The 26407-nt window shown below is 32.5% G+C and carries 27 protein-coding genes; 22 read left to right on the top strand and 5 right to left on the bottom strand.

The window, feature by feature from the left end; translation table 11 throughout:
* Window positions 1-164: 164 nt before the first annotated feature.
* Both H600_RS0113205 and H600_RS0113200 read right to left on the bottom strand, forming a co-directional pair.
* Window positions 165-1331 (bottom strand): peptidase associated/transthyretin-like domain-containing protein, encoded by a 1167-nt coding sequence (locus H600_RS0113205; protein ID WP_026729226.1) that lies wholly within the window; start codon window positions 1329-1331, stop codon window positions 165-167.
* Between the two features lie 152 nt (window positions 1332-1483).
* Window positions 1484-1834, bottom strand: a complete 351-nt coding sequence (locus H600_RS0113200) for a 4Fe-4S dicluster domain-containing protein (protein ID WP_026729225.1) — start codon at window positions 1832-1834, stop codon at window positions 1484-1486.
* 193 nt (window positions 1835-2027) lie between these two features.
* On the opposite strand from H600_RS0113200, the gene H600_RS0113195 reads away from it, so the two are divergent.
* The 6 genes from H600_RS0113195 to H600_RS0113165 all read left to right on the top strand — a co-directional run bounded on the left by H600_RS0113195 (window position 2028) and on the right by H600_RS0113165 (window position 7066).
* Window positions 2028-3092: an acyl-CoA reductase gene (locus tag H600_RS0113195; protein ID WP_026729224.1), complete on the top strand. Its 1065-nt coding sequence runs from the start codon at window positions 2028-2030 to the stop codon at window positions 3090-3092.
* Window positions 3093-3184: 92 nt separating this feature from the next.
* On the top strand, window positions 3185-4255 hold the full coding sequence (gene serC, locus H600_RS0113185) for a 3-phosphoserine/phosphohydroxythreonine transaminase (RefSeq protein ID WP_026729223.1): 1071 nt from the start codon (window positions 3185-3187) through the stop codon (window positions 4253-4255).
* Window positions 4256-4484: 229 nt separating this feature from the next.
* On the top strand, window positions 4485-5435 hold the full coding sequence (locus tag H600_RS0113180) for a D-2-hydroxyacid dehydrogenase (protein WP_026729222.1): 951 nt from the start codon (window positions 4485-4487) through the stop codon (window positions 5433-5435).
* A 102-nt stretch (window positions 5436-5537) separates the two neighbouring features.
* Window positions 5538-6101 (top strand): DUF937 domain-containing protein, encoded by a 564-nt coding sequence (locus H600_RS0113175; protein ID WP_026729221.1) that lies wholly within the window; start codon window positions 5538-5540, stop codon window positions 6099-6101.
* 189 nt (window positions 6102-6290) lie between these two features.
* Window positions 6291-6731 (top strand): DUF6146 family protein, encoded by a 441-nt coding sequence (locus H600_RS0113170; protein WP_026729220.1) that lies wholly within the window; start codon window positions 6291-6293, stop codon window positions 6729-6731.
* Window positions 6732-6763: 32 nt separating this feature from the next.
* Complete coding sequence (locus H600_RS0113165; RefSeq protein ID WP_026729219.1) at window positions 6764-7066, top strand: DUF6787 family protein; 303 nt, start codon at window positions 6764-6766, stop codon at window positions 7064-7066.
* Here H600_RS0113165 and H600_RS0113160 read toward each other — a convergent pair.
* On the bottom strand, window positions 7063-7362 hold the full coding sequence (locus H600_RS0113160) for a hypothetical protein (RefSeq protein WP_035108645.1): 300 nt from the start codon (window positions 7360-7362) through the stop codon (window positions 7063-7065). The genes H600_RS0113165 and H600_RS0113160 overlap by 4 nt on opposite strands.
* A gap of 211 nt (window positions 7363-7573) precedes the next feature.
* On the opposite strand from H600_RS0113160, the gene H600_RS0113155 reads away from it, so the two are divergent.
* The 9 genes from H600_RS0113155 to H600_RS0113115 all read left to right on the top strand — a co-directional run bounded on the left by H600_RS0113155 (window position 7574) and on the right by H600_RS0113115 (window position 18593).
* The gene (locus H600_RS0113155) at window positions 7574-8239 is read left to right on the top strand and encodes an ABC transporter ATP-binding protein (RefSeq protein WP_026729217.1); all 666 of its coding nucleotides are present in this window, start codon (window positions 7574-7576) and stop codon (window positions 8237-8239) included.
* Window positions 8239-9939, top strand: a complete 1701-nt coding sequence (locus tag H600_RS0113150) for an LIC_10190 family membrane protein (RefSeq protein WP_026729216.1) — start codon at window positions 8239-8241, stop codon at window positions 9937-9939. The genes H600_RS0113155 and H600_RS0113150 overlap by 1 nt, the downstream gene beginning before the upstream one ends.
* Complete coding sequence (locus H600_RS0113145; RefSeq protein WP_026729215.1) at window positions 9932-10696, top strand: TIGR02757 family protein; 765 nt, start codon at window positions 9932-9934, stop codon at window positions 10694-10696. The genes H600_RS0113150 and H600_RS0113145 overlap by 8 nt, the downstream gene beginning before the upstream one ends.
* Window positions 10697-10769: 73 nt before the next feature.
* Window positions 10770-11831 carry a HEAT repeat domain-containing protein gene (locus tag H600_RS0113140; RefSeq protein WP_026729214.1) on the top strand — a complete coding sequence of 354 codons (1062 nt, stop codon included), beginning with the start codon at window positions 10770-10772 and terminating at the stop codon, window positions 11829-11831.
* Window positions 11828-13264 carry a glycosyltransferase family 2 protein gene (locus H600_RS0113135; protein ID WP_026729213.1) on the top strand — a complete coding sequence of 479 codons (1437 nt, stop codon included), beginning with the start codon at window positions 11828-11830 and terminating at the stop codon, window positions 13262-13264. The genes H600_RS0113140 and H600_RS0113135 overlap by 4 nt, the downstream gene beginning before the upstream one ends.
* A 7-nt stretch (window positions 13265-13271) precedes the next feature.
* The gene (locus H600_RS0113130) at window positions 13272-14531 is read left to right on the top strand and encodes a YaiO family outer membrane beta-barrel protein (protein WP_157509920.1); all 1260 of its coding nucleotides are present in this window, start codon (window positions 13272-13274) and stop codon (window positions 14529-14531) included.
* Window positions 14532-14600: 69 nt separating this feature from the next.
* On the top strand, window positions 14601-16748 hold the full coding sequence (locus tag H600_RS0113125) for a DUF4838 domain-containing protein (RefSeq protein WP_245176566.1): 2148 nt from the start codon (window positions 14601-14603) through the stop codon (window positions 16746-16748).
* 17 nt (window positions 16749-16765) lie between these two features.
* Window positions 16766-17134 (top strand): response regulator transcription factor, encoded by a 369-nt coding sequence (locus H600_RS0113120; protein WP_026729210.1) that lies wholly within the window; start codon window positions 16766-16768, stop codon window positions 17132-17134.
* A 109-nt stretch (window positions 17135-17243) separates the two neighbouring features.
* Window positions 17244-18593 (top strand): DEAD/DEAH box helicase, encoded by a 1350-nt coding sequence (locus H600_RS0113115; RefSeq protein ID WP_026729209.1) that lies wholly within the window; start codon window positions 17244-17246, stop codon window positions 18591-18593.
* 144 nt (window positions 18594-18737) lie between these two features.
* Here the strand turns inward: H600_RS0113115 and H600_RS0113110 are convergent, their stop codons facing one another.
* The gene (locus H600_RS0113110; protein WP_026729208.1) at window positions 18738-19850 is read right to left on the bottom strand and encodes a lactonase family protein; all 1113 of its coding nucleotides are present in this window, start codon (window positions 19848-19850) and stop codon (window positions 18738-18740) included.
* Between the two features lie 282 nt (window positions 19851-20132).
* Between H600_RS0113110 and H600_RS0113105 the strand changes: the two genes are divergently transcribed.
* The 7 genes from H600_RS0113105 to H600_RS0113075 all read left to right on the top strand — a co-directional run bounded on the left by H600_RS0113105 (window position 20133) and on the right by H600_RS0113075 (window position 25880).
* Window positions 20133-22061 carry a BatA domain-containing protein gene (locus H600_RS0113105; protein WP_026729207.1) on the top strand — a complete coding sequence of 643 codons (1929 nt, stop codon included), beginning with the start codon at window positions 20133-20135 and terminating at the stop codon, window positions 22059-22061.
* 66 nt (window positions 22062-22127) lie between these two features.
* Entirely contained in the window at window positions 22128-23378 is a 1251-nt protein-coding gene (locus tag H600_RS0113100) for a dihydroorotase (protein WP_026729206.1), read from the top strand.
* A 4-nt stretch (window positions 23379-23382) separates the two neighbouring features.
* Window positions 23383-23709 carry a membrane protein gene (locus H600_RS0113095; protein WP_026729205.1) on the top strand — a complete coding sequence of 109 codons (327 nt, stop codon included), beginning with the start codon at window positions 23383-23385 and terminating at the stop codon, window positions 23707-23709.
* A gap of 93 nt (window positions 23710-23802) precedes the next feature.
* On the top strand, window positions 23803-24447 hold the full coding sequence (locus tag H600_RS0113090) for an alpha/beta hydrolase (protein WP_026729204.1): 645 nt from the start codon (window positions 23803-23805) through the stop codon (window positions 24445-24447).
* 153 nt (window positions 24448-24600) lie between these two features.
* The gene (locus H600_RS0113085; protein WP_026729203.1) at window positions 24601-24954 is read left to right on the top strand and encodes a type II toxin-antitoxin system RelE/ParE family toxin; all 354 of its coding nucleotides are present in this window, start codon (window positions 24601-24603) and stop codon (window positions 24952-24954) included.
* On the top strand, window positions 24951-25256 hold the full coding sequence (locus tag H600_RS0113080) for a helix-turn-helix domain-containing protein (protein ID WP_026729202.1): 306 nt from the start codon (window positions 24951-24953) through the stop codon (window positions 25254-25256). The genes H600_RS0113085 and H600_RS0113080 overlap by 4 nt, the downstream gene beginning before the upstream one ends.
* 54 nt (window positions 25257-25310) lie before the next feature.
* The gene (locus H600_RS0113075; protein WP_026729201.1) at window positions 25311-25880 is read left to right on the top strand and encodes a cysteine hydrolase family protein; all 570 of its coding nucleotides are present in this window, start codon (window positions 25311-25313) and stop codon (window positions 25878-25880) included.
* A gap of 93 nt (window positions 25881-25973) precedes the next feature.
* Here H600_RS0113075 and H600_RS0113070 read toward each other — a convergent pair whose 3' ends face one another.
* A complete protein-coding gene (locus H600_RS0113070) occupies window positions 25974-26405 on the bottom strand; it encodes a hypothetical protein (protein ID WP_245176565.1) in 432 nt (143 codons plus the stop codon).
* Window positions 26406-26407: the final 2 nt, after the last annotated feature.

Raw genomic sequence — 26407 nt, 5'->3', positions numbered from 1 at the left:
TAAAAAATCCTGAACCAAAAGTTCAGGATTTTTTATGCTTAAATTCTCATTTCCACATTTCCACATTTCCACATTTCCACATTTCCTCATTTTCTCATTTTCTCATTTCCTCATTTCCTCATTTCCTCATTTCCTCATTTTCTCATTTTCTCATTTTCTCATTTTTAAAGCTTATAATCTAAACCAGCTATAATTGCTTTTTCTTCATCAGTCGCGACAAAACCAGAAATATCCCAATAATTGGTCATGATTTTATTCTTTTTATTGAAAAGCGTTTTCTCTTTAAAAACATCGCTTTCCTTATAAGTGAAATTTTGTCTATTAAAATGTGTTGTTGTAAAACTATTTCGAACCTCAATTTTCTTAATTTGTTCTTTCAAAACAAGATTATACGCGATTTCTTCATTCGAACTCAACAAATAATAATTTTCGCCATCGATTCTGTAACTGACCCTTATATTAGATTTGGTTACATTTTTTGAACCTGCCTTTGTTTGCTCTTCAATTTGCATCAAATTTCTTGGCTCTATCGTAATCATATATTCTACAATCAGTTTTTTAACAGGATCATAGACAATTTCAAAAGTATCTAATGCCTTTTTCGACTTGTCCAGAGGTGTGATTTTCAGCACATAATAATCTTTATTATTTGGATGTCCCGTTGTTGTAAAATCGTATTCTTTTTTCGTTTTCGGATCTAGAACAGGGTCAAAATATTTTAAATTCGAATAATTCTCCATGATGTTATTCAAATTATAACCTTTTAAATCAGCACTCACATCAGCCTCAAGCAAGCCATAGGATCTATTTTGCTCTACTAACAATGTCGTACTCGATTTTTTTTGATTTACAGAAAACTGAAAATTAACTAGTCCATCATTATAATAGGAATACTTATTATCGAGCATAAAAAATTCTCTTATATAGACTTTTAATCTGTAAGATGATGCTAATTTTTTCCTAGAATTAGCCACAATTTTTTGAAAGATTTTTTGAGGATTTTCCTTTGAAACTACAATTTCATCCAGTTTGTTATTCTTGTTCTTCAAATAGACCACAAACTTTTGATCATCTTTTAAAGACACCCAGCGAATATTCAAAGTCTCATAATCTGTTTGCGAAATTTCAATATTAGAACCTCCTGTAAGCATAAAAGTGACTTTGCCTTCCTTATTGCTTAACAGAATTTGCTTAGTCTTCATAATAACTACTGTCGCATTTTCTATCGGCAATTGCGTTTCGATATCTTTTACAATAATAGAATATTCAGATTTTTGCGCAAAAGCAGTAATACTAAATAATAGAATAAATAAACGTACCAGTCTCCCCATAGGCTGCTTTTGGAATATTAACATCAAATTAACAAAATAATTCGTTATGCCACAGCATTATAAAGAATAAATATCAAAAAAAAAGACAAAAAAAAATCCTGAGCATATTTACTCAGGATTTTTTAAAGTTCCGAAATCTAAGCTTCAGAATATTATTCTCCGTGTAAAAACGCCTGTCTATTCAACAAAGTTTCTTCGTCTTCTACGTGGTTATCATCTGGTACGCAGCAATCAACAGGACACACAGCAGCACATTGAGGTTCATCATGAAACCCTTTACATTCTGTACATTTTCCTGGAACGATATAATAGATTTCATCAGAAATTGGAGTTTGCGCATCTTCAGCGTCAACCTCAGTCCCGTCAGGTAAAACTACTTTTCCAGAAAGACTTGTTCCGTCTTTATATCTCCAATCATCTGCACCTTCATATATTGCTGTATTTGGGCACTCTGGTTCGCAAGCCCCACAATTAATGCATTCGTCAGTTATAATAATTGCCATCTTTTTTAGTCTTAAAGTTTAAAAGTCATAAAATCTAAAGTCATAAAGTCTGTCATAAAGTTTGAAAGTATAAAAGTAAAAGTATTAAAGTCTTTTCAACTTTCGACCTTTCGACTTTGGACTTTTGTCTTTCGACTTAATTATGCTTATTTTTGTGCAAAATTACAATCAAAACTCTTCATAAACAAACATTATGACATTAGAAACAAAAAAAAGTATTTTTGTTGAATTAGGAAATTTTTTAAGTCAGTTCTCTGAAAAGGAATCGATAAAAAAAACTGACGTTTTGTATAACGACATTTTTTTTGATGATTTTGAAAACCTGATTCATTTATCACAATCTCATAATGGCTGGTACACGCCAGAGCAAGTTTATTTTGCTATAAATTCTTGGGCAGAAGCTCTGACAGAAGAAAATATTACAAAATGGATTTCGAAGTATAATTTTGATGCCAATCCAAAAGAAAAAACTGTTGCCTTAATTTTGGCCGGAAACATTCCGTTGGTTGGTTTTCATGATTTTTTATCCGTTTTGATTACAGGCAATAAAGCTTTAATTAAAACTTCGTCAAACGATCAGCATCTACTTCCTTTCTTGGCTAAATATTTAATTGCTGTAGATGAAAATCTAAAAGATAAAATCACTTTTGTGGAAGGAAAACTTGAAAATTTCGATACCGTAATTGCGACCGGAAGCAACAATACTGCTCGTTACTTTGAATATTATTTTAAAGACAAACCTTCAATCATCAGAAAAAACAGAAATTCTGTTGCTGTTTTGAACGGAAAAGAATCCAAAGAAGATTTAGAAGCTTTGGGTGAAGATATTTTCCGTTATTTCGGACTAGGCTGCCGAAATGTTTCTAAACTTTTTGTTCCGAAAGATTATTCTTTTGATGGATTTTTTGAAGCGATGTTCAAATATCAAGATGTGATTCATTATGAAAAATACGCTAATAATTACGACTATAACAAAGCCGTATTTTTAATGAGCAACTTCAAGCTTTTGGACAACGGATTTTTGACTATAAAAGAAGACTCTAGTTACGCCTCGCCTATCTCGAGCGTTTTTTATGAATTTTACGAAAACATTGAGGATTTACAGTCGCGTCTTGAAGCTGATTCTGAACAAATTCAGTGTATCGTCAGCAATGATTTAATCAAAAACAGCATTGCATTTGGCAAAACTCAAAAGCCTCAATTGTGGGATTACGCAGATAACGTTGATACTATAACGTTTTTGTTAACAACAAAGTAAAAATATGTTTAATTATTTCGAATAATTTATCGCTTTTTCGTCTCGTATTGCCGAAATTTGCATCTTTAAAATTTCGACTATTAACAACAACCATGAAAAAACACAACTACAGCGCAGGACCAAGTATTTTACCTCAGGAAGTTTTTGAGAAGGCATCAAAAGCAATTTTAAATTTTAATGATTCAGGATTATCTATTCTTGAAATTTCGCATAGAAGCAAAGATTTCGTTGCGGTTATGGAAGAAGCTCGCTCCCTTGCTTTAGAATTATTAGGACTTCAAGGAAAAGGATACCAAGCTTTATTTTTACAAGGTGGTGCCAGCACAGCGTTCTTAATGGCTCCATACAACTTAATGAAAGAAAACGGAAAAGCGGCTTATTTAGATTCAGGCACGTGGGCAACTGCGGCAATCAAAGAGGCTAAACTTTTCGGTGAGACTGTTGTAGTAGCTTCATCAAAAGAAGACAATTATACTTATGTTCCAAAAGGTTACGAAATTCCAGCAGATGCTGATTATTTCCACTGTACAAGCAACAATACCATTTTTGGAACCCAAATGAAAGAATTCCCGTCGACTAACGTTCCGGTTGTGTGCGATATGAGTTCTGATATTTTTTCACGTGAATTAGATTTTTCTAAATTCGACTTAATCTATGCAGGTGCTCAAAAAAATATGGGACCAGCAGGAACTACTTTAGTAGTGGTTAAAGAAGAAATCTTAGGCAAAAACGGAAAAACGATTCCGAGTATGTTAGATTACGCGAAACACATCAAAGGAGAAAGTATGTACAATACGCCACCTGTTTTTGCTGTTTACGTTTCTCTTTTAACTTTACAATGGATTAAAGAAAAAGGCGGAATCGCTGCTGTTGAAAAATTAAACAATGCTAAAGCAGAATTACTTTACGCTGAAATCGACAGAAACCCATTATTTAAAGGTGCTGCAAAAGTTGAAGACCGTTCTAACATGAACGTAACTTTCTTATTGAACAATCCTGAACACACTGAAACTTTTGACGCTTTATGGAAAGCTGCAAACATTTCTGGATTGCCAGGACACCGTTCTGTTGGTGGTTACAGAGCTTCTATTTACAATGCTATGCCAATTGAAAGCGTTCAGGTTTTAGTTGATGTAATGAAAGCATTGGAATCTAAAGTTTAGTTTTCTGTCGCAGTCGCAGTTTTCAGAAACCGAAAATGTGAATTGAATACTGATTTCTAGCCCCGATAGAAGTGGAAATCCTTTTTTGTTTTTTCTTTAAAAACAAAAAAGATTGGAACGGATAGCGGGATTAGCTCCTAAATAAAAAAAAAAGAAAAATCAAATAGTTGGTTCAATCGATTAAACAAATAAACGATTTAACGATTAACCAAATAAAACAACATACACAATGAAAGTATTAGCAAATGACGGAATTTCTAAAAGCGGAATTCTAGCCTTAGAAAAAGGTGGTTTTGAAGTTATCACTACAAAAGTAGCTCAAGAACAAGTAGCTAACTATATTAATGAAAATAATGTTGACGTAATTTTAGTGCGCAGCGCGACTAAAGTTCGTAAAGATATTATCGACGCTTGTCCAGGTATCAAAATCATCGGTCGTGGTGGTGTTGGTATGGATAATATCGATGTGGATTATGCAAAAAGCAAAGGAATTCATGTAATCAATACTCCAGCTTCATCATCAGAATCTGTTGCTGAATTGGTATTCGGACACTTATTTTCTGGTGTTCGTTTCTTACATGATTCTAACAGAAATATGCCTTTAGAAGGTGATTCTAACTTTGACGGTTTGAAAAAAGCTTACGCAAACGGAACTGAGTTAAGAGGAAAAACTTTAGGTATTGTTGGTATTGGTCGTATCGGACAAGCTACTGCAAAAATGGCTCTTGGTTTAGGAATGAAAGTTATCGCTGCTGATAGTTTTATTCCTGAAGTAGATGTAAAAGTTGAATTTTTCGACGGACAATCAATTACAACTAAAATCGTTTCTCAATCTCTAGAGTCTTTATTTAAAGAAGCTGATTTCATTACATTACACGTTCCTGCTCAAGATGGTTACATCATTGGAGAGAAAGAACTTGAAATCATGAAAGACGGAGTTGGAATTGTAAACTGTGCTCGTGGAGGAGTTATTGATGAAGTAGCTTTAGTAAAAGCTTTAGATTCAGGAAAAGTTGCTTTTGCTGGTTTAGACGTTTTTGAAAGCGAGCCAAAACCAGAAATGGCAATCTTAATGCACTCTAAAATCTCTTTGACCCCTCACATTGGAGCTGCAACAGGAGAAGCACAAGACAGAATTGGTACTGAATTAGCATCACAAATCATTACTTTGTTAAGCTAATTAACTATAATTAAATTACTTGCAAGGGATTTATTAACATTATTTAATAAATCCCTTTCTTTTTTTGTTTAAATTTGAGTTCTAATCTAAATCCTAAAAATCATGTTTGAACAATTAACCCAATTAGTACAGCAATACGGAGGCGATGCTGTTGTAAACAATAGTGCGGTTCCAAACGAACATAATGAAGCAGTATTAAGCGAAACAAGTAATTCAATTTTTGCAGGATTACAAAAAATCGTTTCTGAAGGTGGAACGGAACAAATTGCAGGATTATTTAATGGAAATTCATCTATAGACAGTTCAAATCCTGTTGTGCAACAAATACAACAGCAATTAAGTGGAAATCTAGGCGAAAAATTCGGATTGAGCAGTGCAGATTCAAGTGGAGTGGCTTCTAATTTGATTCCACAGATTTTAGGCTCTTTAGTCAATAAAGCAAAAGATCCAAACGACAGCAGTTTTCAAATTTCAGACATTATAAATTCTATTTCAGGAAACAGCGGTCAAGCTTCAGGAATAATGGATACGATTTCAAAATACGGAATGCAATTTGGTCTTGACCAAAACAGCGACGGAAAAGTTGATGTAGCAGATGTTCTTGTTGTGACTAAAAGCAAAGGAGGTATTGCTGGTTTTATTGGTAAATTGTTTGGAAGCAAATAAAGACTCTAAGTTGCTAAGACTCTAAGTTTCTAAGATACTAACATTTTAGCCTCTTTGTAAAATATTCAAAAAGCTGTTTATTAAAATAGACAGCTTTTTTTATAGCCATGAATAACTTAGCACCTTAGAACCTTAGAATCTCAGAACCTCAAAAAAAATTCGTAACTTTAATAGTTCAAAATAAAAGTCATGAAGAAATTCATTTACATATTGATTATTTTATTTACGATAATTGCGTGTTCAACAACTTCAAAAAATAATGTTGTTGCTACTAATTCGCCTAAGCCTCATTCTGGTGTAAATGATACAATTCGAATTGCAAATGATTCCCTAGAATATGAAGTAATTATTATCGACAATGGTTTTTCGACTTGGCTGGCCTCAATTGCGCAACCTCGTTTTTATTATTCTTTAGCTTATCTCGAAAACAAAAACTATTTGTATGTAACCGAATGGAATAATCGTGTACGACAGCCTCAAATTTACAATCCGAATTTATATGAAATGCTGATTGACTATCGTCCAGAGATTCATTATGGTTATGAAGTAAATTACCTTATTTACAACTACATGATTTATTTTCAAAATACTTATAAACAAAAGCTTTGGGGTTACGTTCCATCTAGATAATGTTACTATATTTGTAATCATTACAAATAACAATGAATAAATTAAAGCAACGCTGGGGAATTACCTCAAATTTACAAGCCGTTATCATTCTTGTCGTTTTTGCCATCACCGGATCGGCATCTGCGTGGCTTTCTAAACCTTTTTGCGTTTGGCTGGGTATCACAAAAGAAGATTTTGGTGGCTGGTTTACTTTAATTCGTTTGATAATAATTTTCCCAATTTATCAAGTTTTGCTAGTCGCAATTGGAACTATTTTTGGCCAATTTAAATTCTTTTGGAACTTTGAAAAGAAAATGCTCAAAAATATGGGATTAGGTTTTTTGTTTAAAGATTAAACCTCTTTATTTCTTTTCTGAAAATAATACGTATAAATCCACGTAATTGTAAACGAAGGAATCACATCAGTAAAAGGTATAATTTCCTCAATAAATGTCAAAACACTGGCTACTTTCCCTACTCTGCCTTTATACATCCTGGTCATTATATACGCAGCAACTGGCGCCCAAATCACATCTGCAAATTCTCCAATTAACGGAATACTGAACGAAATCATTCCGATCCCGTCTAATAGCAAACCCATCAAGAGTTTTTTCATTTTATCATCTTCATCTATAACTTTCAAATCTTGCATAATACATTTAATTTAAAGTAATTCGAATTTAAAAATAATTGATCAAACTGAATTATTTCTTTTCCTATTTTAATTTCTAAATTCCCATTATCAAGAAATATACCGAATTATGATTTTCGATTTTGAATATAAACACAAGATTTGGAATTTGGAATTTGGAATTTGAATATTGACTATAATCTTCGTTTCTTTGTAGAAACAGTTTCAAAAAATGATACACGCAAAAAATATACACAAATTCTACGATCAGCTTGAGGTTTTAAAAGGAGTTGATTTGCATATTAAAAAAGGAGAAATTGTTTCGATTGTTGGCGCTTCTGGTGCCGGAAAAACTACTTTACTGCATATTCTAGGAACTTTAGATAAACCTTCAAACGGCAATACAGATACTTCATTAACCATAAATGGAGAAAATATCCTCAAACTGAATGATAAGGCTTTATCTAATTTCAGAAACTTGAATTTAGGTTTCATTTTTCAGTTTCATCAACTTTTGCCTGAATTTACGGCATTAGAAAATGTTTGTATTCCTGCTTATATTGCTGGCAAAAAACCATCAGAAACTGAAGCTGAAGCTAAAAAACTTCTTGCGTTTTTAGGTTTATCACATCGTGTTGATCATAAACCAAATGAACTTTCGGGCGGAGAACAACAGCGTGTGGCCGTTGCAAGAGCTTTAATCAACAAACCAGATGTCATTTTTGCCGATGAACCTTCGGGGAACTTAGATACACATTCTGCCGAAAATCTGCATCAATTGTTTTTTCAGCTTCGTGATGAATTTGGGCAGACTTTTGTAATTGTTACACATAATGAAGAATTGGCAAATATGGCAGATAGAAAGTTAGTAATGTCTGACGGACAAATCCTTAGCTAATGCTTTTAATCGCAATTAGCTGGTTTTATATTTTATTCACTACCATCAATCTCGGAATTGGTTTTGATAAAATTATAGGTTTAAAAAACCGAAATTTTGTTGTTACATCTATCTTAGGCTTATTTTCTGTCACAATTCTATCTAGTATTTGGGCGATTTTTGGACGAATTAATATCGAGTTTCACATTGCTTTTGCATTATTAAATATTCTTTCAATATTCAAATTCCGTCATTCCATTTTTGCGCTCTACAATTCTTTTTTACTTGAAATAAAAGAATTAACAACCTTTTCAAAATTATTTCTAGTACTAATTTCGGTTTTAATAATTGCGCAGTGCAGTACTGTTCCTTTCGTCATTGACAATGAATCGTATTACATACAAACTATAAAATGGTTCAATGAATATGGTTTTGTAAAAGGCCTTGTGAATCTTCATTTATTTTACGGACAAGCCAGCGGGTGGCATATTGCTCAAAGTGTTTTCAATTTTTCGTTTTTATATAAAAACTTTAACGATTTAAGCGGTTTTGGCCTGCTTTTAGGGAATATTTTTGCAATTCAAAAACTGAATGAATATTATACAAACAAAAATGTAAACTATCTTATTATTGGTTTGTTGCCACTATTTAATATCTTCTTTTTTCAATTTATTAGCGCGCCCTCACCTGATATTCCGGTTTATGTTTTCTCTTTTATTCTGTTTTTTTATTTTTTAGAAAACTTCAAAGAAATAACTGCTGAGGTTTATAATCTAATCGTGATTTTAGTGCTTTTTTTGCTTTACATAAAAAACACCACTTTGACTTTTGCCTTATTTCCAATATTACTATTACTTACCAATTTTAAGCTTTTATTTAAAAAACTTGCAAAACCTGCATTATTAAGCGTTTTATTATTTGTCCTCTTTGTGATAAAAAATATGATTATTTGCGGTTCGCCTATTTTTCCATCAAAAATATTCACTTCATTGTCAATGGATTACGCTATTCCAGATTCCATACAAGTTTTTTATTATGATCAAATCAAATATTATGGATTTTTCATCACTAAAGAACAATACGATGCAATGTCAATTTGGGATTTGTTTTTGCAATGGATTTCAATGCCAAAACTAAATGGTCTGTTCAATAAAATTGGCACTCTCTTGCTTCTGATTGTTCCATTTTTCCTTTTTAAATTTCAAAATAAAAAAGCTTTATGGATACTTTATTTTGTTATGGCTTTACAACTTTTGTTGCTTGGCGTGACATCACCACAATATCGCTTTTTCATGAACTTCATATTGTTCTTTTCACTAGTATGTTTAGTTTGTGTTATTCAGAACAAAAAAGCTATTAGCTTTATATTATTAATTTCAATTGTTCCTATTTGTATAGTTCTATTTATGCCAGTGAACTTAAATCGTTTTGCTAATCATAAATTTATGATGAAAATCAGCAACTTTTCGATGGCAAATATTGTTTTTCCATATAAAAACACTAAAAGCGATACGAGTTTTGAAACAATTCATTTAGGAAATTTCAAATACAATTCTCCTGTAAAAAATGATTTTTTCTGGGCAAATGGAAACGGAGAACTTCCTTGTGTGAACAAACAGCAAATTGATTATTTTAGGAACTATTTTCACATTATTCCGCAAATGAGAACCAATGATTTAAAGGACGGGTTTTACGCTAAAAAACTTTCAGAAAATGAATAAAACTGAACTCAAAGAATTTCTTGACGAAAAAGTCATTCAATATAACAATCAGGATTTTATTGAAAGTGATCCTGTACAAATTCCGCATTTATTTTCTCAGAAAGAAGATATTGAAATTGCCGGCTTCTTAAGCGCATCTATTGCTTGGGGAAACCGCAAAATGATTATCAAAAATTCGCATAAAATGATGGAATTAATGGGCAATACCCCTTATGATTTTGTCATGTCACATTCTGAAGAAGATTTAGCTCGTTTGGAAAACTTTGTCCATCGTACTTTCAACGGAAAAGATTTGGGCGGTTTTATAAAAGGACTTCAGCATATTTACAAAAACCATAATGGCTTAGAAGCTATTTTTGCAAAAAATAAAGAAGAAAATAGTTTGCAGAAAAGCATCAGCGAATTCAAAAAAATATTTTTCGAAATCGATCATTTGCCTCGAACACAAAAACATATTTCAGATCCACTGAACAATTCGGCTGCGAAAAGAATTAACATGTACTTGCGTTGGATGGTCCGTCAAGATGCAAAAGGTGTAGATCTTGGCATTTGGAAGACTATTTCTCCTTCTATTTTATCTTGTCCTTTGGACGTTCATTCCGGAAATATTGCTCGAAAATTAGGATTACTTTCGCGTAAGCAAAACGATGGAAAAGCTTTGGCCGAATTAGATTCAAAACTTCGAGAAATGGACAACCAAGATCCTGTAAAATATGATTTTGCGCTTTTTGGATTGGGCGTTTTCGAAGGATTTTAATCCGCAAACTGCGTTCTTTTTCATTAGCTTTTTTCTGTTTTTTTTTGTAATATTACGGTATAAAGCTATTGGTATGGAGCAACTTATAGGTTATATCAAAAATTTTGTCATTCCATTTTTCTTAATCATAACCATATCTCTGATCGTAATTCTGCTATTTAAAAGGATACGTTATCAATACACACTGCCCTACCGACACCATATCATTCGCAAATCAGAAATTTTCTTAACAGAAATCACGCTTTCAAAACCAGATGAGAATATTTTAAAGTATAAAATTTCACAATTCAAATCAGAAATTCCGATACATAAAAACTGGTGCAAAAATATGCTGATTGACGATATGATTCGCATGAAAAGCAATTTAAAAGGAAAAACAGCAAAAAATATTCTCTCCATTTACAAACAGCTTGACTTAAACCATTATTCTGCCAGTTTAATTCGGGACTTTAGAAATTACAAAAAATGCCTCGGTTTTTATCATTTTCAGGCCATGGGATACAAGCCAGGAATTCATCTGATCAAAAAATATTTGCTCCATCCTAACCAAATTATTCTTTCTAATGCCAATATCGCCTTTTTAGCACTTTCAAAAGGCAACTGGCTGGCTTTGGATAAAATTCCGGTTAAAGTGTCTCGCATCACAACCATAAAAGTAATGGATGTGCTGCATTCGGAAAACATCCCAATTCCTAAAGACATTGATCTTTGGATACATTCAGAAAAAAAAGCCATATTAAAACTCGCCGTCATGACGATGGTGTTTTACAACTACAGAAACAAATCGGCTGAGATTATAAAATTGCTCAATCACGAACATAAAGCATTAAGAACTGATGTAATTATTGCCATTCGTGAGCTATTTTTATATGAAGCTGAAGACGAACTTCTTTCTATAATTAATTATGAAACACGGGATACTCAAATAGAAATATTAGAAACTTTGGCTGTAATAGGCACAAAAAAAACAATTGCCTTTTTAAGAAATAAAATTCCAAAACAAGAAATAAAAGATGTAAAACTGAAAATGGTTTTTTGTTATAACAACTTAGATTCCAAAGGTGTTGACAAATTGGGACTTCAAGATCCTGACACTCAAAAAATGATCAACCACATTAGAAAATTAGAATTATGATACAGGACTTTTTTTACCTGCTGATTCATTGCTATGCAATTTTTGCAGGCATATTTTCTATAACTTATATTTTATTTTATGTTTTTTTAGCCATTATGTCTTACTTGGCAATCATAAGGCATGTCAAATATCAGCGTTATCTTGAAGAAGAAGTTTTGCTTCGTTCCAATCATATATTAGGAGTTTCAATTGTGGCACCCGCCTTCAACGAGGGTGTAAATATTGTTTATAATGTAAAATCACTGCTCTCGCTTACTTATCCCAAATATGAAATTATAATTGTAAATGACGGAAGTTCTGATGATACACTAGAAAAATTGATAACCGAATTTGAGCTGGTGAAATTTGATTTTTATTATCAAGAAAAGATCCCAACACAACCTGTAAGAGGGCATTATAGATCCAAAAATCCTGTTTATTCCAAATTACTTGTTGTAGATAAAATCAACGGAAAAAGTAAAGCCGATGCTTCAAACGCTGGCATAAATTCATCGCAATATCCTCTTTTTTTATGTACTGATGTTGATTGCATTTTAAAACGGGATACTATTTTAAAACTTGCAAAACCTTTTATGGAAAGTACAACACGTGTTATTGCAAGTGGCGCGGGAATCAGAATTTCAAATTCATGTGATGTGAAGGAAGGCTTTCTGCTTAAAGTTCATTACCCAAAAGAATGGTATCCACGTTTTCAGGAATTGGAATACGTGCGCTCTTTTTTGTTTGGAAGAATGGCCTGGAGTCAAATAAATGGGTTACTTTTAGTATCAGGCGGCCTCGGAATGTTTGATAAGGATATTGTAGTAAAAGCTGGTGGCTATTGGCATCAGTCTCTAGGTGAAGACATGGAACTTGTAACCAGAATGCGGCAATATATGCACGATACCAACCAAGAATTCTTAATCAAATATATTCCCGAATCACTTTGTTGGACTGAAGTTCCAAGTACAAGGAAAATTTTTTTGAGACAAAGAATTCGCTGGGCAAGAGGACTTATACAAACATTGTATCTGCATAGAAAAATGTTTTTGAACCCAAAGTATGGAAGAACTGGTTTTCTGGTTTTGCCTTTCTTTTTCAGTTTTGAATTTTTAGTGCCTATAATTGAGCTTATAGGAGTCATTATACTGATAGCCAGCTTCATACTTAACATAATAAATTACCAATATTTATTTATTGTTAGCCTTTTGGTATATCTTTTTTATTTATCTATTACCATAATTTCAATATTAATTGATGAGACATTGTACCGAACCTATTCTAGCTACAAAGAACTGCTCACCATGATCGCAATGGCGGCAATAGAGCCTTTTGTGTATCATCCTGTAAATGTTTATGCCTCATTAAAAGGATATTGGTATTTCTTTGGAAAAAAAGAACAAAAATGGGGCGTCATGGTTCGAAAAGGTTTTGATCAGCCAAACAAAAAATAATGGAATTATGAAATACAACAAAATTTTATATACCTCCCTGATGATCTGGATAATTCTATTTTCTGTCCAAAATATAAAAGCACAGAAAATAGATACAGATAGTCTTTTGACTGTTATAACCAACGACATGAAAAATGCGCATCCTAATTATAAACTCAATATTCAAAGAGCATTATTAGGAAAAAAAACAGCTCCAGATTATCTCGATTTTTATCTGGCATTAGGGCGCAATTATGATTTGACGAATGCAAAAGACAGCGCAAGATATTATTACAATTATGTAATTGATAAAAACCCGAAATATCAGGAAGCTTTTATGTATCTGATCAATTTGAATATTGATGAAAAAAAATATGATGAGGGCATAGCCGTCGCAAACAAAGCCATTGAATTATATCCTGATGAAAAAGCCTACCGACTTAAGCGAATTGCTTTTTATTCTCTGCAGAATGATACTGAAAATGAAGCCAAGTATCTAAAATCAATCAAGGCAAAATTTCCAAATGATCCTGAAATTCAGCAATTACTTTATGAATTGTATTCTCAAATCAACATGGATCGTGTTGGGGTGTATTATAATTATACTACAATTAACCGTGATGGCATTGGGCCATGGCATTTAGTTAGTGCCGATTATTTGAGACAACGTTCTTGGGGAAGCCTAATCGGGAGAGTCAGTTATGCTAGACGACTTTCGTCGAATTCAGTAATGACAAGCGGCGTACAGTTTGAAGGAGAATCCTATATTTTTGCAAAAAAGAATAATTATTCATACATTGATATCGCTTATAGTCAAGACAATGCATTTCCGAAAATAAGATTGGGATATTCCTATTTCCATAATTTTGACAAAGGCTGGGAAGCTGATTTGGGGCTTCGTTATATTTTGATGAACGATAATAGTGATGTAAAAACATTAAATATCGGGCTTGGAAAATATTTTGGCTCTTATTGGATTAATATAAGATCTTATATTCAAAGTGAAGGCACTTCTTTTACCTTGACATCGAGATATTATTATAAAACAAAATTTGATTATATTACGTTAATCGCTGGTTACGGAACTTCCCCAGATGACAAAACAAGATCAGCAGATTATGAAAGCAGATTGTCTTTAAGATCATACCGCTTGAGTGCAGGTTTTTTTAAACTGATAAAAAGCCACTACATCGCTGGATTTATGATTACTGACAATCAACAGGAATACACCGCAAATAAATTTCAAACCGAACTTGATTTTGCCTTTGTACTGCAATATAAATTTTAAATAATTATGAAAAAGAAGCCTTACCTTAAATTACCGCTCCTCTTTTTTCTCCTATTTAACCTAACTATAATGGCTCAGTCTGAAATTATTATAACGCACAAAAACAGTATTATTTCTAAATCTGATGAAAGCCGTGACGCCGCTTTGATTCTTAAAAAATATGTTGATAAAGCTTTTGGAAAAGAATTTGAAAACATTACTCAAAATAAAAGTGATGACGCGTCTGAAATAATTCTCGAAATTTCTGATACCGAAAAATTAAAACCCACTGAATTTTTAATCAAAAGCGATTCAAAATCTATTTATCTCATTGCTCAAAATCCAAAATACCTGCGATATGCAGTTTATACTTTATTGGAAATTTGGGAATTTAGAAAATTTACAGCAACAGAAACTTATGTTCCAAAAGTAACCGAATTTTTATTTCCTAAAAACACAACAAAGCGCTATCAGCCTTCTTTTGATTACCGTGCATTGTTTTTTCCTGATTGTTATGACGAAGCTTTTCGGGACTGGCACAAACTAGATTGGCATATGGACAATTTTGGAATCTGGGGACATTCATTCAATGTTCTTGTGCCACCAAAAGAATATTTTAAAAGCAATCCAAAGCTTTTTGCGTTGTATGAAGGAAAAAGAAACAGCGAATCTTTATGCATGACAAACGACACCGTTGTTGATTTAGTAGAGAAAAAAATGGCTAAAATTATTGCCCAAAAACCAGACGCGCAATTTTATTCGGTAAGTCAAAATGATGATGTAGTATATTGCGAATGTACCGAATGCCGAAAACTCAACGAGAAATTTGGTGGGCCACAAGGTTCTTTTTATTATTTTTTGAACAAAATTGCAGCTCATTTTCCAAATACAAAAATTACGACGCTCGCTTATTTGCATACCTTCAAACCACCAGTTAATTTAAAAATTGTACCAAATATTTATACTATTTTATGCCCAATAGAATTAAATCGAGGAAAAGCAATTTCAGCACAAAGCGCTCCTTCATTTGTAAAAGTTTTAGACAATTGGAGCAAAACATCTCCGCATTTATTTCTTTGGGATTATACAGTTCAATTTTCTAATTATATGTCGCCTTTCCCAAATTTTGAGTCTTTTCAAAGCAATTACAAGCTTTTTGAAAAAAACAAAGTCAAAGGATTATTTGTTCAAGGCTACGCTGACGTTCCTGGGGATTTCTCAGAATTGAGACAGTATCTTTTAGCGAAATTACTTTGGGATACCAATATTAATATTAAGGCTGTTACAGCAGATTTTTTAAGAGGCTTTTACGGAAAAGCCGCGCCGCACGTTAGCGATTATTTGAAACTTTTGATTGAAAACCAAAATAAAAGCAATTCTTATTTAGACATTTATTCTGGTCCGGTTCAAGCCCGAAATACGTTTTTGAGGCCCGATGCAATGGATCAATACGATAAATTGCTCGAATTAGCATCTGAAGCTGTCGCTGATGATGCGGTTTTAAAATCACGAATTTTAAAACTACGCCTTGGTCTTGAATTTGTCTATTTTGAGCAATCCAAATTTTATGGAAAAAACCAACACGGAATGTTTATCATAAATAATAATGGGGAAAAACAAATCAAAGATAAATTGACCGAAAGAGTTCAAAATTTCAGCAAATCCTGCAATGATTTTGGAATCTACGAATTGAGTGAAGACGGACTTTCACCCGATAAATATTATAAGGAATGGCTGAAAATTTGCGAAAATACAACTACACATTTAGGTGAAGATTTGAAAGTCATTTTTTTAACTGAACCTTCAGAAGAATTTAAAGGCAAAGGAAGTTACGGACTTGTTGATGGAAATCGAGGCCACAAAGACTTCAACATCAATTGGATTGGCTGGTATGGGACAAATCCTTCTTTTGAAATCGAAACTAAAAAACTAGATTTTAATCTTATAAAATTGAATTTTCTCGAAGATCAGAGGCATTGGATTTTTCCACCGAAAAAAATAAAGATTTACGGCTTTAAAGATCAGAAATGGAAGCTTTTAGAAGAAAAAAATTATGATAATTTAACAGAAGAATATGAAATTACAACAAAATCATGGGAATTTAAAAACCTGAACCTTAGTACTTTTGCCAAAATAAAAATAGTAGTAGAAAATCAATCAAAATTACCTGAATGGAGATTACGAAAAAATAAAAAACCTATGGTTATGCTAGACGAAATCGAACTATACAAAAAATAAAAGCCAAAAACAGCAAAATGAGTATAAGCGAAAAAAAAATTATGATCATCGAAAATGATGATATGGCAATTGAAATTCTAAAATTCATTTTAAAAAAAGAAGGTTACAAAATAAGTGTTGCCAAAGATGGCATGAATGCGCTTGAGCGTATTCCGGTTATTTTGCCTGATTTAGTGATCACCACAATCATTATTCCGTTAAAATCTGGTCTGGAAATTATCAATCATATCAAAAAAAACTTTCCAAATATTCGTGTTATTGCGCTCTCATCACTTGGTGAAGAGGAGAATACCGTCGAAGAAGCTTTTGAATTGGGCGTTGATGATTTTATTGCAAAACCATTTAATCCTAACGAACTTTTATTGCGAATAAAGCGATTATTATAGCTTTTTAAACTTACTTTTTGAGAAATACGAAAGCAATAATCAATCGTAATTTTTAACAGATGCCAATTTTCAGCTATTTATAGCTATCTTTGCGCAAAATTTAATGCAAATGAGCACTTTCGAAAAATTCAATCTTCCAAAATCATTACAAAAAGCTGTAGACGAATTAGGTTTTGTTACACCAACTCCTATTCAGGAAAAATCTTTTTCTGTAATCATGTCTGGACGCGATATGATGGGAATTGCACAAACCGGAACTGGTAAAACATTTGCCTATTTACTGCCTCTTTTAAAGCTTTATAAATTCACCCATACAAATACGCCAAAAATAGTAATCCTAGTTCCAACACGTGAATTAGTGGTTCAGGTTGTGGAAGAAGTGGAAAAACTGACTACCTATATGTCAGTTAAAACTTTGGGAATTTACGGAGGCGTAAACATCAATACACAAAAAAAAGCCGTTTATGAAGGTGTCGACATTTTAGTTGGAACTCCTGGTCGTACAATGGATTTAGCGCTTGACGCTGTGGTTCGTTTTGATGAAACTCAAAAACTGGTTATCGACGAATTTGACGAAATGCTGAATTTAGGTTTCCGACCTCAATTGACTGCGCTTTTTGCAATGATGAAAACCAAACGTCAAAACATTTTGTTCTCAGCAACGATGACTGATGAAGTGGATGATTTATTAAATGATTATTTTGATTTTCCTGAAGAAGTTACGCTTGCTCCATCGGGAACGCCGCTTGAAAAAATTACTCAGATTACATATAATGTTCCGAATTTCAATACAAAAGTAAATCTATTAAAACATTTGCTGGAAACCGATGAAAGCATGAGCCGTATTTTGGTTTTCGTAAACAATAAAAAGATTTCTGATATGCTTTTCAATCGTATTGACGAGCTTTTCGAAGGACAATTTGGTGTTATTCACTCGAATAAATCTCAAAATTATCGTTTGAGTACAATGGCTGAATTCCAAGAAGGAAATCTTCGTGGCTTAATCACGACCGACGTTATGGCGAGAGGTTTGGACATTTCGAATATCACGCACGTAATCAACTTTGAACTTCCTGAAGAACCAGAACTATACATGCACAGAATTGGTCGTACAGGTCGTGCCGATGCAACCGGAACAGCAATTAGTTTTGTTACTCCAAGAGAAGAAGAGTTTAAAATCGAAACAGAACTTTTAATGGATCAAGAGCTTGACATTGTTGATTTTCCTGAAGAAGTAGAAATCTCAGAAAAGCTAATAGAAGCTGAAAAAGACAAATTGCCAAGAAAATTTTTAATGAAAAAACCAAAGCTTGAAGGAGATGGTGCTTTTCACGAAAAATCAAAAAAGAATCAAAAAGTCAATCTTGGAGGACCTTCAAAAACCAAAAAGAAAACGCATGGTTCTGTCAACAGAAATATGTTGAAAACGAGAAATGAGAAAAAGAAGAAAAAGAAATAACTTTTTTTAGATGCTAAGGTTCTAAGCTACTAAGCTACTAAGATTCTAAGTTTTTTACATAAACTTAAAAGGGTGAAAATTCAAATGAATTTTTCACCCTTTTGCGATTTATATTAGGAGCTCAGCAACTTAGCAACTTTTTTACTAAATCTTCGTAAAAACCAATCCAACTGGCGAACATAATTCGATTTTCTTTCCAGTATCAGTAAGTTTTCCTGTTGTTTTATCTCTTTTAAAAATAATAATGTCGTTTGTATATTGATGCCCCACCAAAAGATAATTTCCTGATGGATCAATTGCAAAATCTCTTGGGCCTTTTCCTAAAGTACTTTGTTGTTCAACTAGTTCGATTTTTCCATCTTTTAGAATTTTAAAAACTGAAATTGCATTTACATCTCCACGGTCAGTTGCATAAAGGAAATTTCCATCGGGCGAAATTTTTATTGCCGCCGAACCTGTTGCGCCTTTAAAATCTTTTGGAAGAATACTAGTTTCAGCGATCACTTTCAAGTTTCCAGTTTTGTCATAGCTAAACGTTGTCAAAGTAGCATCTAATTCTTGAATTAGATATACAAATTTACCATCTTTACTGAAGGTTAAATGTCTAGGTCCGCTTCCCGCTTTTACGTCAACAGTTTCTTTTAAAGTCAGCATTTCGTTTTTAGAAGCTGGATTGTATTTATAAATGAACACTTTATCCAAACCTAAATCATTAGACAAAACAAACTTTTTATCTGGAGAAAAAACCACTTGATGTACATGCGCTTTCTCTTGGCGCGCCACATTTGGCCCTTTTCCTTCGTGTTGAATTAATTGTTGTACTGGCGTAATACTTCCATCAGGATTTTTCTTGAAAACAACAATGTTTCCCCCCGAATAATTGGCAACAATTACATTTTTATCATCATTGATCAAATGGCAAGGATCTGCTCCTAAAGCATCATTTGTATTCAAAAATTTCACTTTTCCAGAAGCAGCATCAAAACCAAATGCACTGACAGTACTTTGAGTTCCGTTTTCATTTACTGCATATACAAATTTATTATTTGGAGAAACCGATAAATAACTCGGACTTATTACATTTTCAGAAGAGTTTTTAAGCTTAAAATCACCCGATGCAGCGTTGAATTCGTACACGTAAATTCCATTGCTTTGGCATTTATTGGTATAAGTTCCAACTAATAAGTTGAATTTACTTTGAGCTTTTGCCGTTGTTAGCGCCAAAGCTGAAAATAAAACTAAATATATTCTTTTCATAATTTGCTTTTTTTGAATAGGCTAAAATACGCATTAATATCTTTTTGTGAATAGTTTCTTTGTTACAAAAGAAATTACAAAAGTTACATTTTTTCAATGTTTTTCTTAAACCATATAAGTTCATCTAAGTTGTATAAGTTGCATTCTTTTGTTAATTATCAATTATTCACTTTTTGCTTATAATCTCTTATATGAACTTATATGGTTCAAATAAATTTTAATTTGTATTTTTGACTGCATCTTCGCGAAAAATAAAACGTAGCGAAGTAAATCGAAGCCAGAATGCATTTTAAACATCCCGAAATTCTATACTTTCTGTTTTTGTTGATTGTTCCAATTTTGGTTCATTTATTTCAATTACGACGTTTTAAGACTTCCTATTTTACCAATGTTCGTTTCCTGAAAGAACTTGCTATTCAAACCCGAAAAAGTTCAAAAATCAAAAAACGATTATTGCTTGCTACTCGGTTATTATTGCTTACCTGCGCAATCATTGCATTTGCACAACCATTTTTTGAAGCAAAAGACAGCAAAAATGCTTCAAACGAAATGTATATTGTTTTAGACAATTCGTTCAGCATGCAGGCAAAAGGGAAAAAAGGTGAATTGCTGAAACGTGCAGTGCAAGAATTGCTTGAAAACACTCCAGAAACGGCACAATTTTCACTTTTGACAAACACTGAAAATTATTGGAACACAGATATCAAGTCCTCTAAAAGTTCATTGCAAAATCTTAAATACAGCGCTTCTCCATTTGAGCTTTCTTCAATTTTAGCAAAAATAAAAGCACACAAATCAGCGCATAAAAAAGATATAGTAATTATTACTGATGCTGTAGGCTTAAAAGAAAAAGACGTAAATAATATTGATTTTGAAGAAAAACCGTATTTCATAATTCCAGAAGCAGAACAAAAAAACAACGTTTCAATTGATAGTGTTTATATCAATCAGACTTTAGAAAACTTTTATGAAATTGGAGTAAGCTTATCGGCTTATGGTGATGATTTCAGTCCAATTTCGACTGCTTTATATAATCAAAACAAATTGATTGCCAAAACCATCATCAATTTTGATGCAAAGAAAAAGAAAATCAACTTTACAATTCCAAAAGAAGCTTTCCATGGTTATGTTTCAATTGAAGACAACGGATTGACGTATGACAATAAATTGTATTTCAGTATTTCTAAAAACAAAAAAACAAATGTAATTAGCATTGGCGAGCCGGAAAAAAGCAATTTCTTATCCCGAATTTATACCCCAACCGAGTTCAATTATAATAATTATTCGATTAGTTCATTAGATTATAATAGCTTAGAAAAACAGAATACAATTATTCTGAATGAATTAATTGAGATTCCGCAGGCATTACAAACAACACTAAAAAGCTTTGTTTCAAAGGGCGGAAATTTGGTTATTATTCCATCTGAAAAAACTTCAATTTCCAACTTCAACGATTTCTTAGGAAATTTTGGAAAAATTCAATTTAATTATTTAAAAACCGAAAGCAAGCTGATTACCAAAATCAACTTCGATCATCCGTTGTTTTCTGGAGTTTTTGAAAACAAAATCACAAATTTTCAATATCCAAAAACAAATTCATCTTTCGCTGTTTCAAGTCCGTATCCTGCCGTTTTGTCTTTTGAAGATCAAAGTCCTTTTGTAACGGCAATCCAAAATTCAGTTTCTGGAGTTACATTGTTTTCGGCACCAATAAACAGCGTAAATTCTAACTTTCAGCAATCGCCTTTAATTGTTCCTTTGTTTTATAAAATCGCGACAAACAACCAAAAAACAGGTGTTAATGCGTTGACCATTGGAAACAATCAGCCTTATTTTGTTGATGTTTTATTGACAAAAGATGCGATTTTAGAAGTAAAGGGAACAGAAGATTCGTTTATACCAATTCAGCAGATTTTAAACAACAAAGTCAAATTAACGTTTAATGATTTCCCTGAAACAGCTGGGAATTATGGCATTTTTGACAAAAAAGAATGGGTTGAAAATTTAAGTTTCAATTATAAAAGAACCGAAAGCGATTTGAGCCAAGTAAATACAAACGTGGTTTCGGATTTCAAAACTGCTGATACCATTTCGACCATTTTTAACACATTACAAACTGAACGAACTGACAGCCAAATTTGGAAATGGTTTGTTATCTTTGCACTGTTATTTTTAGCATTAGAAATGGCAATTATAAAATTTGTGAAATAAAATTCTCGTTTTCCAAAGACGCTCACATTTTACAAAAATCATTTTACGACAAAAAAATATCTACATATGAAACTAATCATCAAAAGCGCCAAAATTATCGATTCAAAAAGTCCGTTTCATAACCAGACTGTTGATCTTTTAATTGCAGATGGTTTAATTGAAAAAATAGGCGTTTCTCTTCCAAATGATAATGCCGAAGTGGTGCGTTTTGATAATCTTCATGTTTCTCAAGGTTGGTTTGACAGCAGTGTTTCCCTTGGAGAACCAGGTTACGAAGACAGAGAAACTATTGCAAACGGATTGAATGTTGCGGCAAAAAGCGGTTTTACAGCAATTGCATTACAACCAAATTCACTGCCAATTATTGACAATCAATCTCAGGTAAATTTTGTAAAAAATAAAGCAAATGGTTTTGCTACAGAAATTTTCCCAATTGGTGCTTTGACTAAAGCTAGCGAAGGAAAAGATATGGCAGAACTTTTTGATATGAAAAATTCTGGAGCAATCGCTTTTGGGGATTATAACAAAAGTATCGATAACGCTAATATTTTGAAAATTGCTTTGCAATACGTTCAGGATTTTGACGGATTAGTAATTGCATATTCGCAAGACCCAAACATTAAAGGAAACGGAGTTGCAAACGAAGGAGTTGTTTCGACAAGATTAGGATTGAAAGGAATTCCGAATCTAGCTGAAGAACTTCAAATTTCAAGAAACTTATTTTTATTAGAATATACAGGAGGGAAACTTCATATCCCGACCATTTCTACAGCAAAATCGGTTCAATTGATAAGAGAAGCAAAAACGAAAGGTTTAAATGTAACTTGCAGCGCATCAGTTCATCATTTGGTTCTAACCGATGAAAAATTAGACGGATTTGACACGCGTTTTAAAGTGACACCACCATTACGAACTGAAGTTGACAGACAAGCTTTATTGAACGGAGTCGCAGACGGAACGATCGATATGATTACATCAGACCACAATCCGATTGATATTGAATTCAAAAAAATGGAATTTGACACTGCTAAAAACGGAACTATTGGTTTAGAAAGTGCTTTTGGAGCATTATTGACTGTTTTGCCTGTTGAAACTATCGTTGCAAAATTAACTTCAGCAAGAGCTACTTTCGGTTTAGAAAAAAATACGATCGAAGAAGGTGCTAAAGCCAATTTGACATTATTCACAGCCGAAGGAAAATCAACTTTTACGAAAGAAAACATACTTTCAAAATCTAAAAATTCTGCTTTTTTAGGAACTGAAATCAAAGGTTCTGTGTACGGAATTTTCAATCAAAATCAATTAGTTACAAAATAATAAAATGAACAATACAGTCGAAGAAGGAAAATCAATTGCAATAACAAGCTATATTCTAATTATTGGTGTTTTGATCGCCATGAGCATGAATTCTGAAAATAAAAACAGTTTTGCTTCTTTTCATATTCGTCAGGCCTTAGGTTTATCACTGACTTTTATTTCTTTTGGAGCTATCATCAGCAATTTCGATAGTTTTTTTATCACTTTCCCAATGTGGATTTGTATTTCAATTCTTTGGACTTTTGGTATTTTCAATGCTATTCAAGGGCAAATGAGACCAATTCCGTTAGTTGGGAATTTATTCCAAAAATGGTTCAAATCTATCGGCTAGAAAAATTTCAATATTTAAATTCCAACAACTTTTAAAAGTTTAAGCTATGAACGAAACTCATAACTTATAACTCAAAACTCATAACTCCCAAAAATGAATCTATCTTTAGAATATAAAATAAGAGAACCAAAAGTAATTTTAGACAAAAACCCATTATTGCTTTTATTGCATGGATACGGAAGCAATGAAGAAGATTTATTCTCTTTTGCATCTGAACTTCCAGATAATTACTATATCATTTCCGCAAGAGCACCTTACGATTTGCAATACGGAGCTTACGCTTGGTATGCCATCAATTTTGATGCTGACCAAAACAAATTTTCAGATAACGAACAAGCAAAAACTTCTCGCGATGCAATTGCTACGTTTATTGATGAATTAATTGCCAATTACCCAATTGATACCAACAATGTAACTTTAATCGGATTTAGCCAAGGATCTATTTTAAGTTATGCTACTGCCCTTTCTTATCCAGAAAAAATTCAGCGAGTAGTTGCTATGAGCGGGTATTTCAACGAAGAAATTATAAAAGAAGGTTTTGAAAATAACGATTTTAAGAACTTAAAAATATTCGCTTCACACGGAACTGTAGATCAAGTCATTCCAATTGAATGGGCAAGAAAAACTCCGGCAATTTTAGAAAAACTAAATATTCCCGCGACTTATAAAGAATATCCCGTTGGTCATGGCGTTTCACCACAGAATTTCTTTGATTTTAAGAATTGGCTAATTTCATAAAAGAAAGAAAAAAATTACATTTTATTGTAATTCCAAAATGAAAATATTGTATTTTAGTCTCATAAACCAAATTAGGTTTATTGAAAAAAATAATTAAATACCCAAAAGTTTCCTTTAAAAGAAACTTTTGGGTATTTTTGTAATATATTTAGAATGGACAAAAAATTTGATGTAATCTTTCTAAAGGAAGTTTTTGATTTTCTAAAAGAATTAAAACCAAAACATTCAGAAAAAATAATTTATAATATTCGAAGATCACAAACAAAAAATGATCCTGAACTTTTTAAAAAATTAAATAATGAAATTTGGGAGTTTCGAACTTTATATCAAGGAAATCACTATCAGTTATTGGCATTTTGGGATAAAACGAATGCACAAAATACTCTAGTAATTTCTACAAACGGTTTTACAAAAAAACAAAGTAAAGTTCCAGAAAAAGAAATAACAAAAGCACAAAAACTAAGATTAGAATATTTTAAAGATAAAGATTCAATTTTAAAAATATGAAAACATACACTTTAGATCAAGTAACTGATGAAATTGTTGGCAAAATTGGAACTCCAAACAGAGATCAATTTGAATATGATTTACAAATGGATTCAATTGGAAATGCGATTAAACAAACTCGTAAAGAACGTAATTTAACTCAGGAAGAATTAGGAAAACTAATTGGTGTTCAAAAAGCACAGATATCTAAACTTGAAAAAAATGCTGGAAATGTAACTCTAGAAACTGTCATCAAAGTTTTTACAGCACTAAAAGCCAAAGTTAAATTTCAAATAGAATTAACAGACTATCAATCCGCTTAAATAAATAATTCTAAGTTCAAAACTCATAACAACTTTACAAACTATCGCAATAATATGAATAATACAAAACTTGACAATCCAGCATTAATTTTAATTGATATTCAAAAAGGTTTTCACGATGTTGCGTACTGGGGCGGAGACCGAAATAATGTTACGGCAGAAGAAAAAGCTGGCGAGCTTTTGAAAATTTGGAGATCAAAAAAACTGCCTATTTTTCACGTTCAGCATTGTTCTTCAAATCCGAACTCAATTTTAAATGAAATAAATCCAGGAAATGCTTTTCAAGATGTTGTAAAACCATTGAAAGATGAAACAATCATTAAAAAAAATGTAAACAGCGCTTTTATAGGAACAAATTTAAAAGAGCTTTTAGATGATGCTAAAATCACAAATCTTGTCATTGTTGGCTTGACTACAGATCACTGCGTTTCTACAACAACTAGAATGGCTGGAAATTTTGGTTATAACGTATATTTAGTTTCTGATGCAACAGCAACTTTCAATAAAAAAGGAATAAATGGCGAAGAATTCTCTGCAGAAATAATTCATCAAACCGCTTTGGCAAGCTTAAACGAAGAATTTGCTCAAGTCGTAACTTCTGATTTCATTAAAGAGAATATTTAAGTCTCAGTCGCAGTTCTCAGTCACATACAAACTTAGACAAAGTTTTTCGCAATTCAAGACTGAAAACTGTGACTGCGACTGAAAACTAAAATTTTATTGTCCCGTATAAAGAATCTTCCCTCCTTTTTTCAAAACATAACCTTTCCACGGAATTAATTGCCAATCTCCATTTACCCAAGAATCTCCCTTTGATTTTCTTTCTAAAATAATGGATTCTTTTTGAGTATCTAAAAAAAGCTCGGCCTTATTTCCGTCAAAAATTACGTATGACGCAGTGGTGTATTCTTTTCCGTCATCGTAATGTGATAGTTTTGTTCCTTCAAAAACTCGGATGCATGCTTTTTTAAGTTCGGACCAAGTATATCCAGCCGAAGCTTTACAACCGTGCGTATCAGCATCAGCACCAACTACAGTTTCCTTTTTAGGCTCTTTTTCGGTTTTTGGAGCATCTGTCTTTTCTGGCGACACTTTTTTCGCGCAAGAAAATACAGTAACAATAATTGCAAACAAAATCATCTTTTTCATAA

The sequence above is a fragment of the Flavobacterium denitrificans DSM 15936 genome (assembly GCF_000425445.1).
Lineage (GTDB): Bacteria > Bacteroidota > Bacteroidia > Flavobacteriales > Flavobacteriaceae > Flavobacterium > Flavobacterium denitrificans.
Note: the sequence above shows the minus strand (reverse complement) of the source record. Positions and strands in the feature narration are given on the sequence as shown.

What these genes read in the sequence shown, in the direction of transcription:
- H600_RS0113205 (WP_026729226.1), bottom strand. Translation starts at nt 1,331, where the DNA reads ATGGGGAGACTGGTACGTTTATTTATTCTATTATTTAGTATTACTGCT.
- H600_RS0113200 (WP_026729225.1), bottom strand. Translation starts at nt 1,834, where the DNA reads ATGGCAATTATTATAACTGACGAATGCATTAATTGTGGGGCTTGCGAA.
- H600_RS0113195 (WP_026729224.1), top strand. Translation starts at nt 2,028, where the DNA reads ATGACATTAGAAACAAAAAAAAGTATTTTTGTTGAATTAGGAAATTTT.
- serC (WP_026729223.1), top strand. Translation starts at nt 3,185, where the DNA reads ATGAAAAAACACAACTACAGCGCAGGACCAAGTATTTTACCTCAGGAA.
- H600_RS0113180 (WP_026729222.1), top strand. Translation starts at nt 4,485, where the DNA reads ATGAAAGTATTAGCAAATGACGGAATTTCTAAAAGCGGAATTCTAGCC.
- H600_RS0113175 (WP_026729221.1), top strand. Translation starts at nt 5,538, where the DNA reads ATGTTTGAACAATTAACCCAATTAGTACAGCAATACGGAGGCGATGCT.
- H600_RS0113170 (WP_026729220.1), top strand. Translation starts at nt 6,291, where the DNA reads ATGAAGAAATTCATTTACATATTGATTATTTTATTTACGATAATTGCG.
- H600_RS0113165 (WP_026729219.1), top strand. Translation starts at nt 6,764, where the DNA reads ATGAATAAATTAAAGCAACGCTGGGGAATTACCTCAAATTTACAAGCC.
- H600_RS0113160 (WP_035108645.1), bottom strand. Translation starts at nt 7,362, where the DNA reads ATGCAAGATTTGAAAGTTATAGATGAAGATGATAAAATGAAAAAACTC.
- H600_RS0113155 (WP_026729217.1), top strand. Translation starts at nt 7,574, where the DNA reads ATGATACACGCAAAAAATATACACAAATTCTACGATCAGCTTGAGGTT.
- H600_RS0113150 (WP_026729216.1), top strand. Translation starts at nt 8,239, where the DNA reads ATGCTTTTAATCGCAATTAGCTGGTTTTATATTTTATTCACTACCATC.
- H600_RS0113145 (WP_026729215.1), top strand. Translation starts at nt 9,932, where the DNA reads ATGAATAAAACTGAACTCAAAGAATTTCTTGACGAAAAAGTCATTCAA.
- H600_RS0113140 (WP_026729214.1), top strand. Translation starts at nt 10,770, where the DNA reads ATGGAGCAACTTATAGGTTATATCAAAAATTTTGTCATTCCATTTTTC.
- H600_RS0113135 (WP_026729213.1), top strand. Translation starts at nt 11,828, where the DNA reads ATGATACAGGACTTTTTTTACCTGCTGATTCATTGCTATGCAATTTTT.
- H600_RS0113130 (WP_157509920.1), top strand. Translation starts at nt 13,272, where the DNA reads ATGAAATACAACAAAATTTTATATACCTCCCTGATGATCTGGATAATT.
- H600_RS0113125 (WP_245176566.1), top strand. Translation starts at nt 14,601, where the DNA reads ATGGCTCAGTCTGAAATTATTATAACGCACAAAAACAGTATTATTTCT.
- H600_RS0113120 (WP_026729210.1), top strand. Translation starts at nt 16,766, where the DNA reads ATGAGTATAAGCGAAAAAAAAATTATGATCATCGAAAATGATGATATG.
- H600_RS0113115 (WP_026729209.1), top strand. Translation starts at nt 17,244, where the DNA reads ATGAGCACTTTCGAAAAATTCAATCTTCCAAAATCATTACAAAAAGCT.
- H600_RS0113110 (WP_026729208.1), bottom strand. Translation starts at nt 19,850, where the DNA reads ATGAAAAGAATATATTTAGTTTTATTTTCAGCTTTGGCGCTAACAACG.
- H600_RS0113105 (WP_026729207.1), top strand. Translation starts at nt 20,133, where the DNA reads ATGCATTTTAAACATCCCGAAATTCTATACTTTCTGTTTTTGTTGATT.
- H600_RS0113100 (WP_026729206.1), top strand. Translation starts at nt 22,128, where the DNA reads ATGAAACTAATCATCAAAAGCGCCAAAATTATCGATTCAAAAAGTCCG.
- H600_RS0113095 (WP_026729205.1), top strand. Translation starts at nt 23,383, where the DNA reads ATGAACAATACAGTCGAAGAAGGAAAATCAATTGCAATAACAAGCTAT.
- H600_RS0113090 (WP_026729204.1), top strand. Translation starts at nt 23,803, where the DNA reads ATGAATCTATCTTTAGAATATAAAATAAGAGAACCAAAAGTAATTTTA.
- H600_RS0113085 (WP_026729203.1), top strand. Translation starts at nt 24,601, where the DNA reads ATGGACAAAAAATTTGATGTAATCTTTCTAAAGGAAGTTTTTGATTTT.
- H600_RS0113080 (WP_026729202.1), top strand. Translation starts at nt 24,951, where the DNA reads ATGAAAACATACACTTTAGATCAAGTAACTGATGAAATTGTTGGCAAA.
- H600_RS0113075 (WP_026729201.1), top strand. Translation starts at nt 25,311, where the DNA reads ATGAATAATACAAAACTTGACAATCCAGCATTAATTTTAATTGATATT.
- H600_RS0113070 (WP_245176565.1), bottom strand. Translation starts at nt 26,405, where the DNA reads ATGAAAAAGATGATTTTGTTTGCAATTATTGTTACTGTATTTTCTTGC.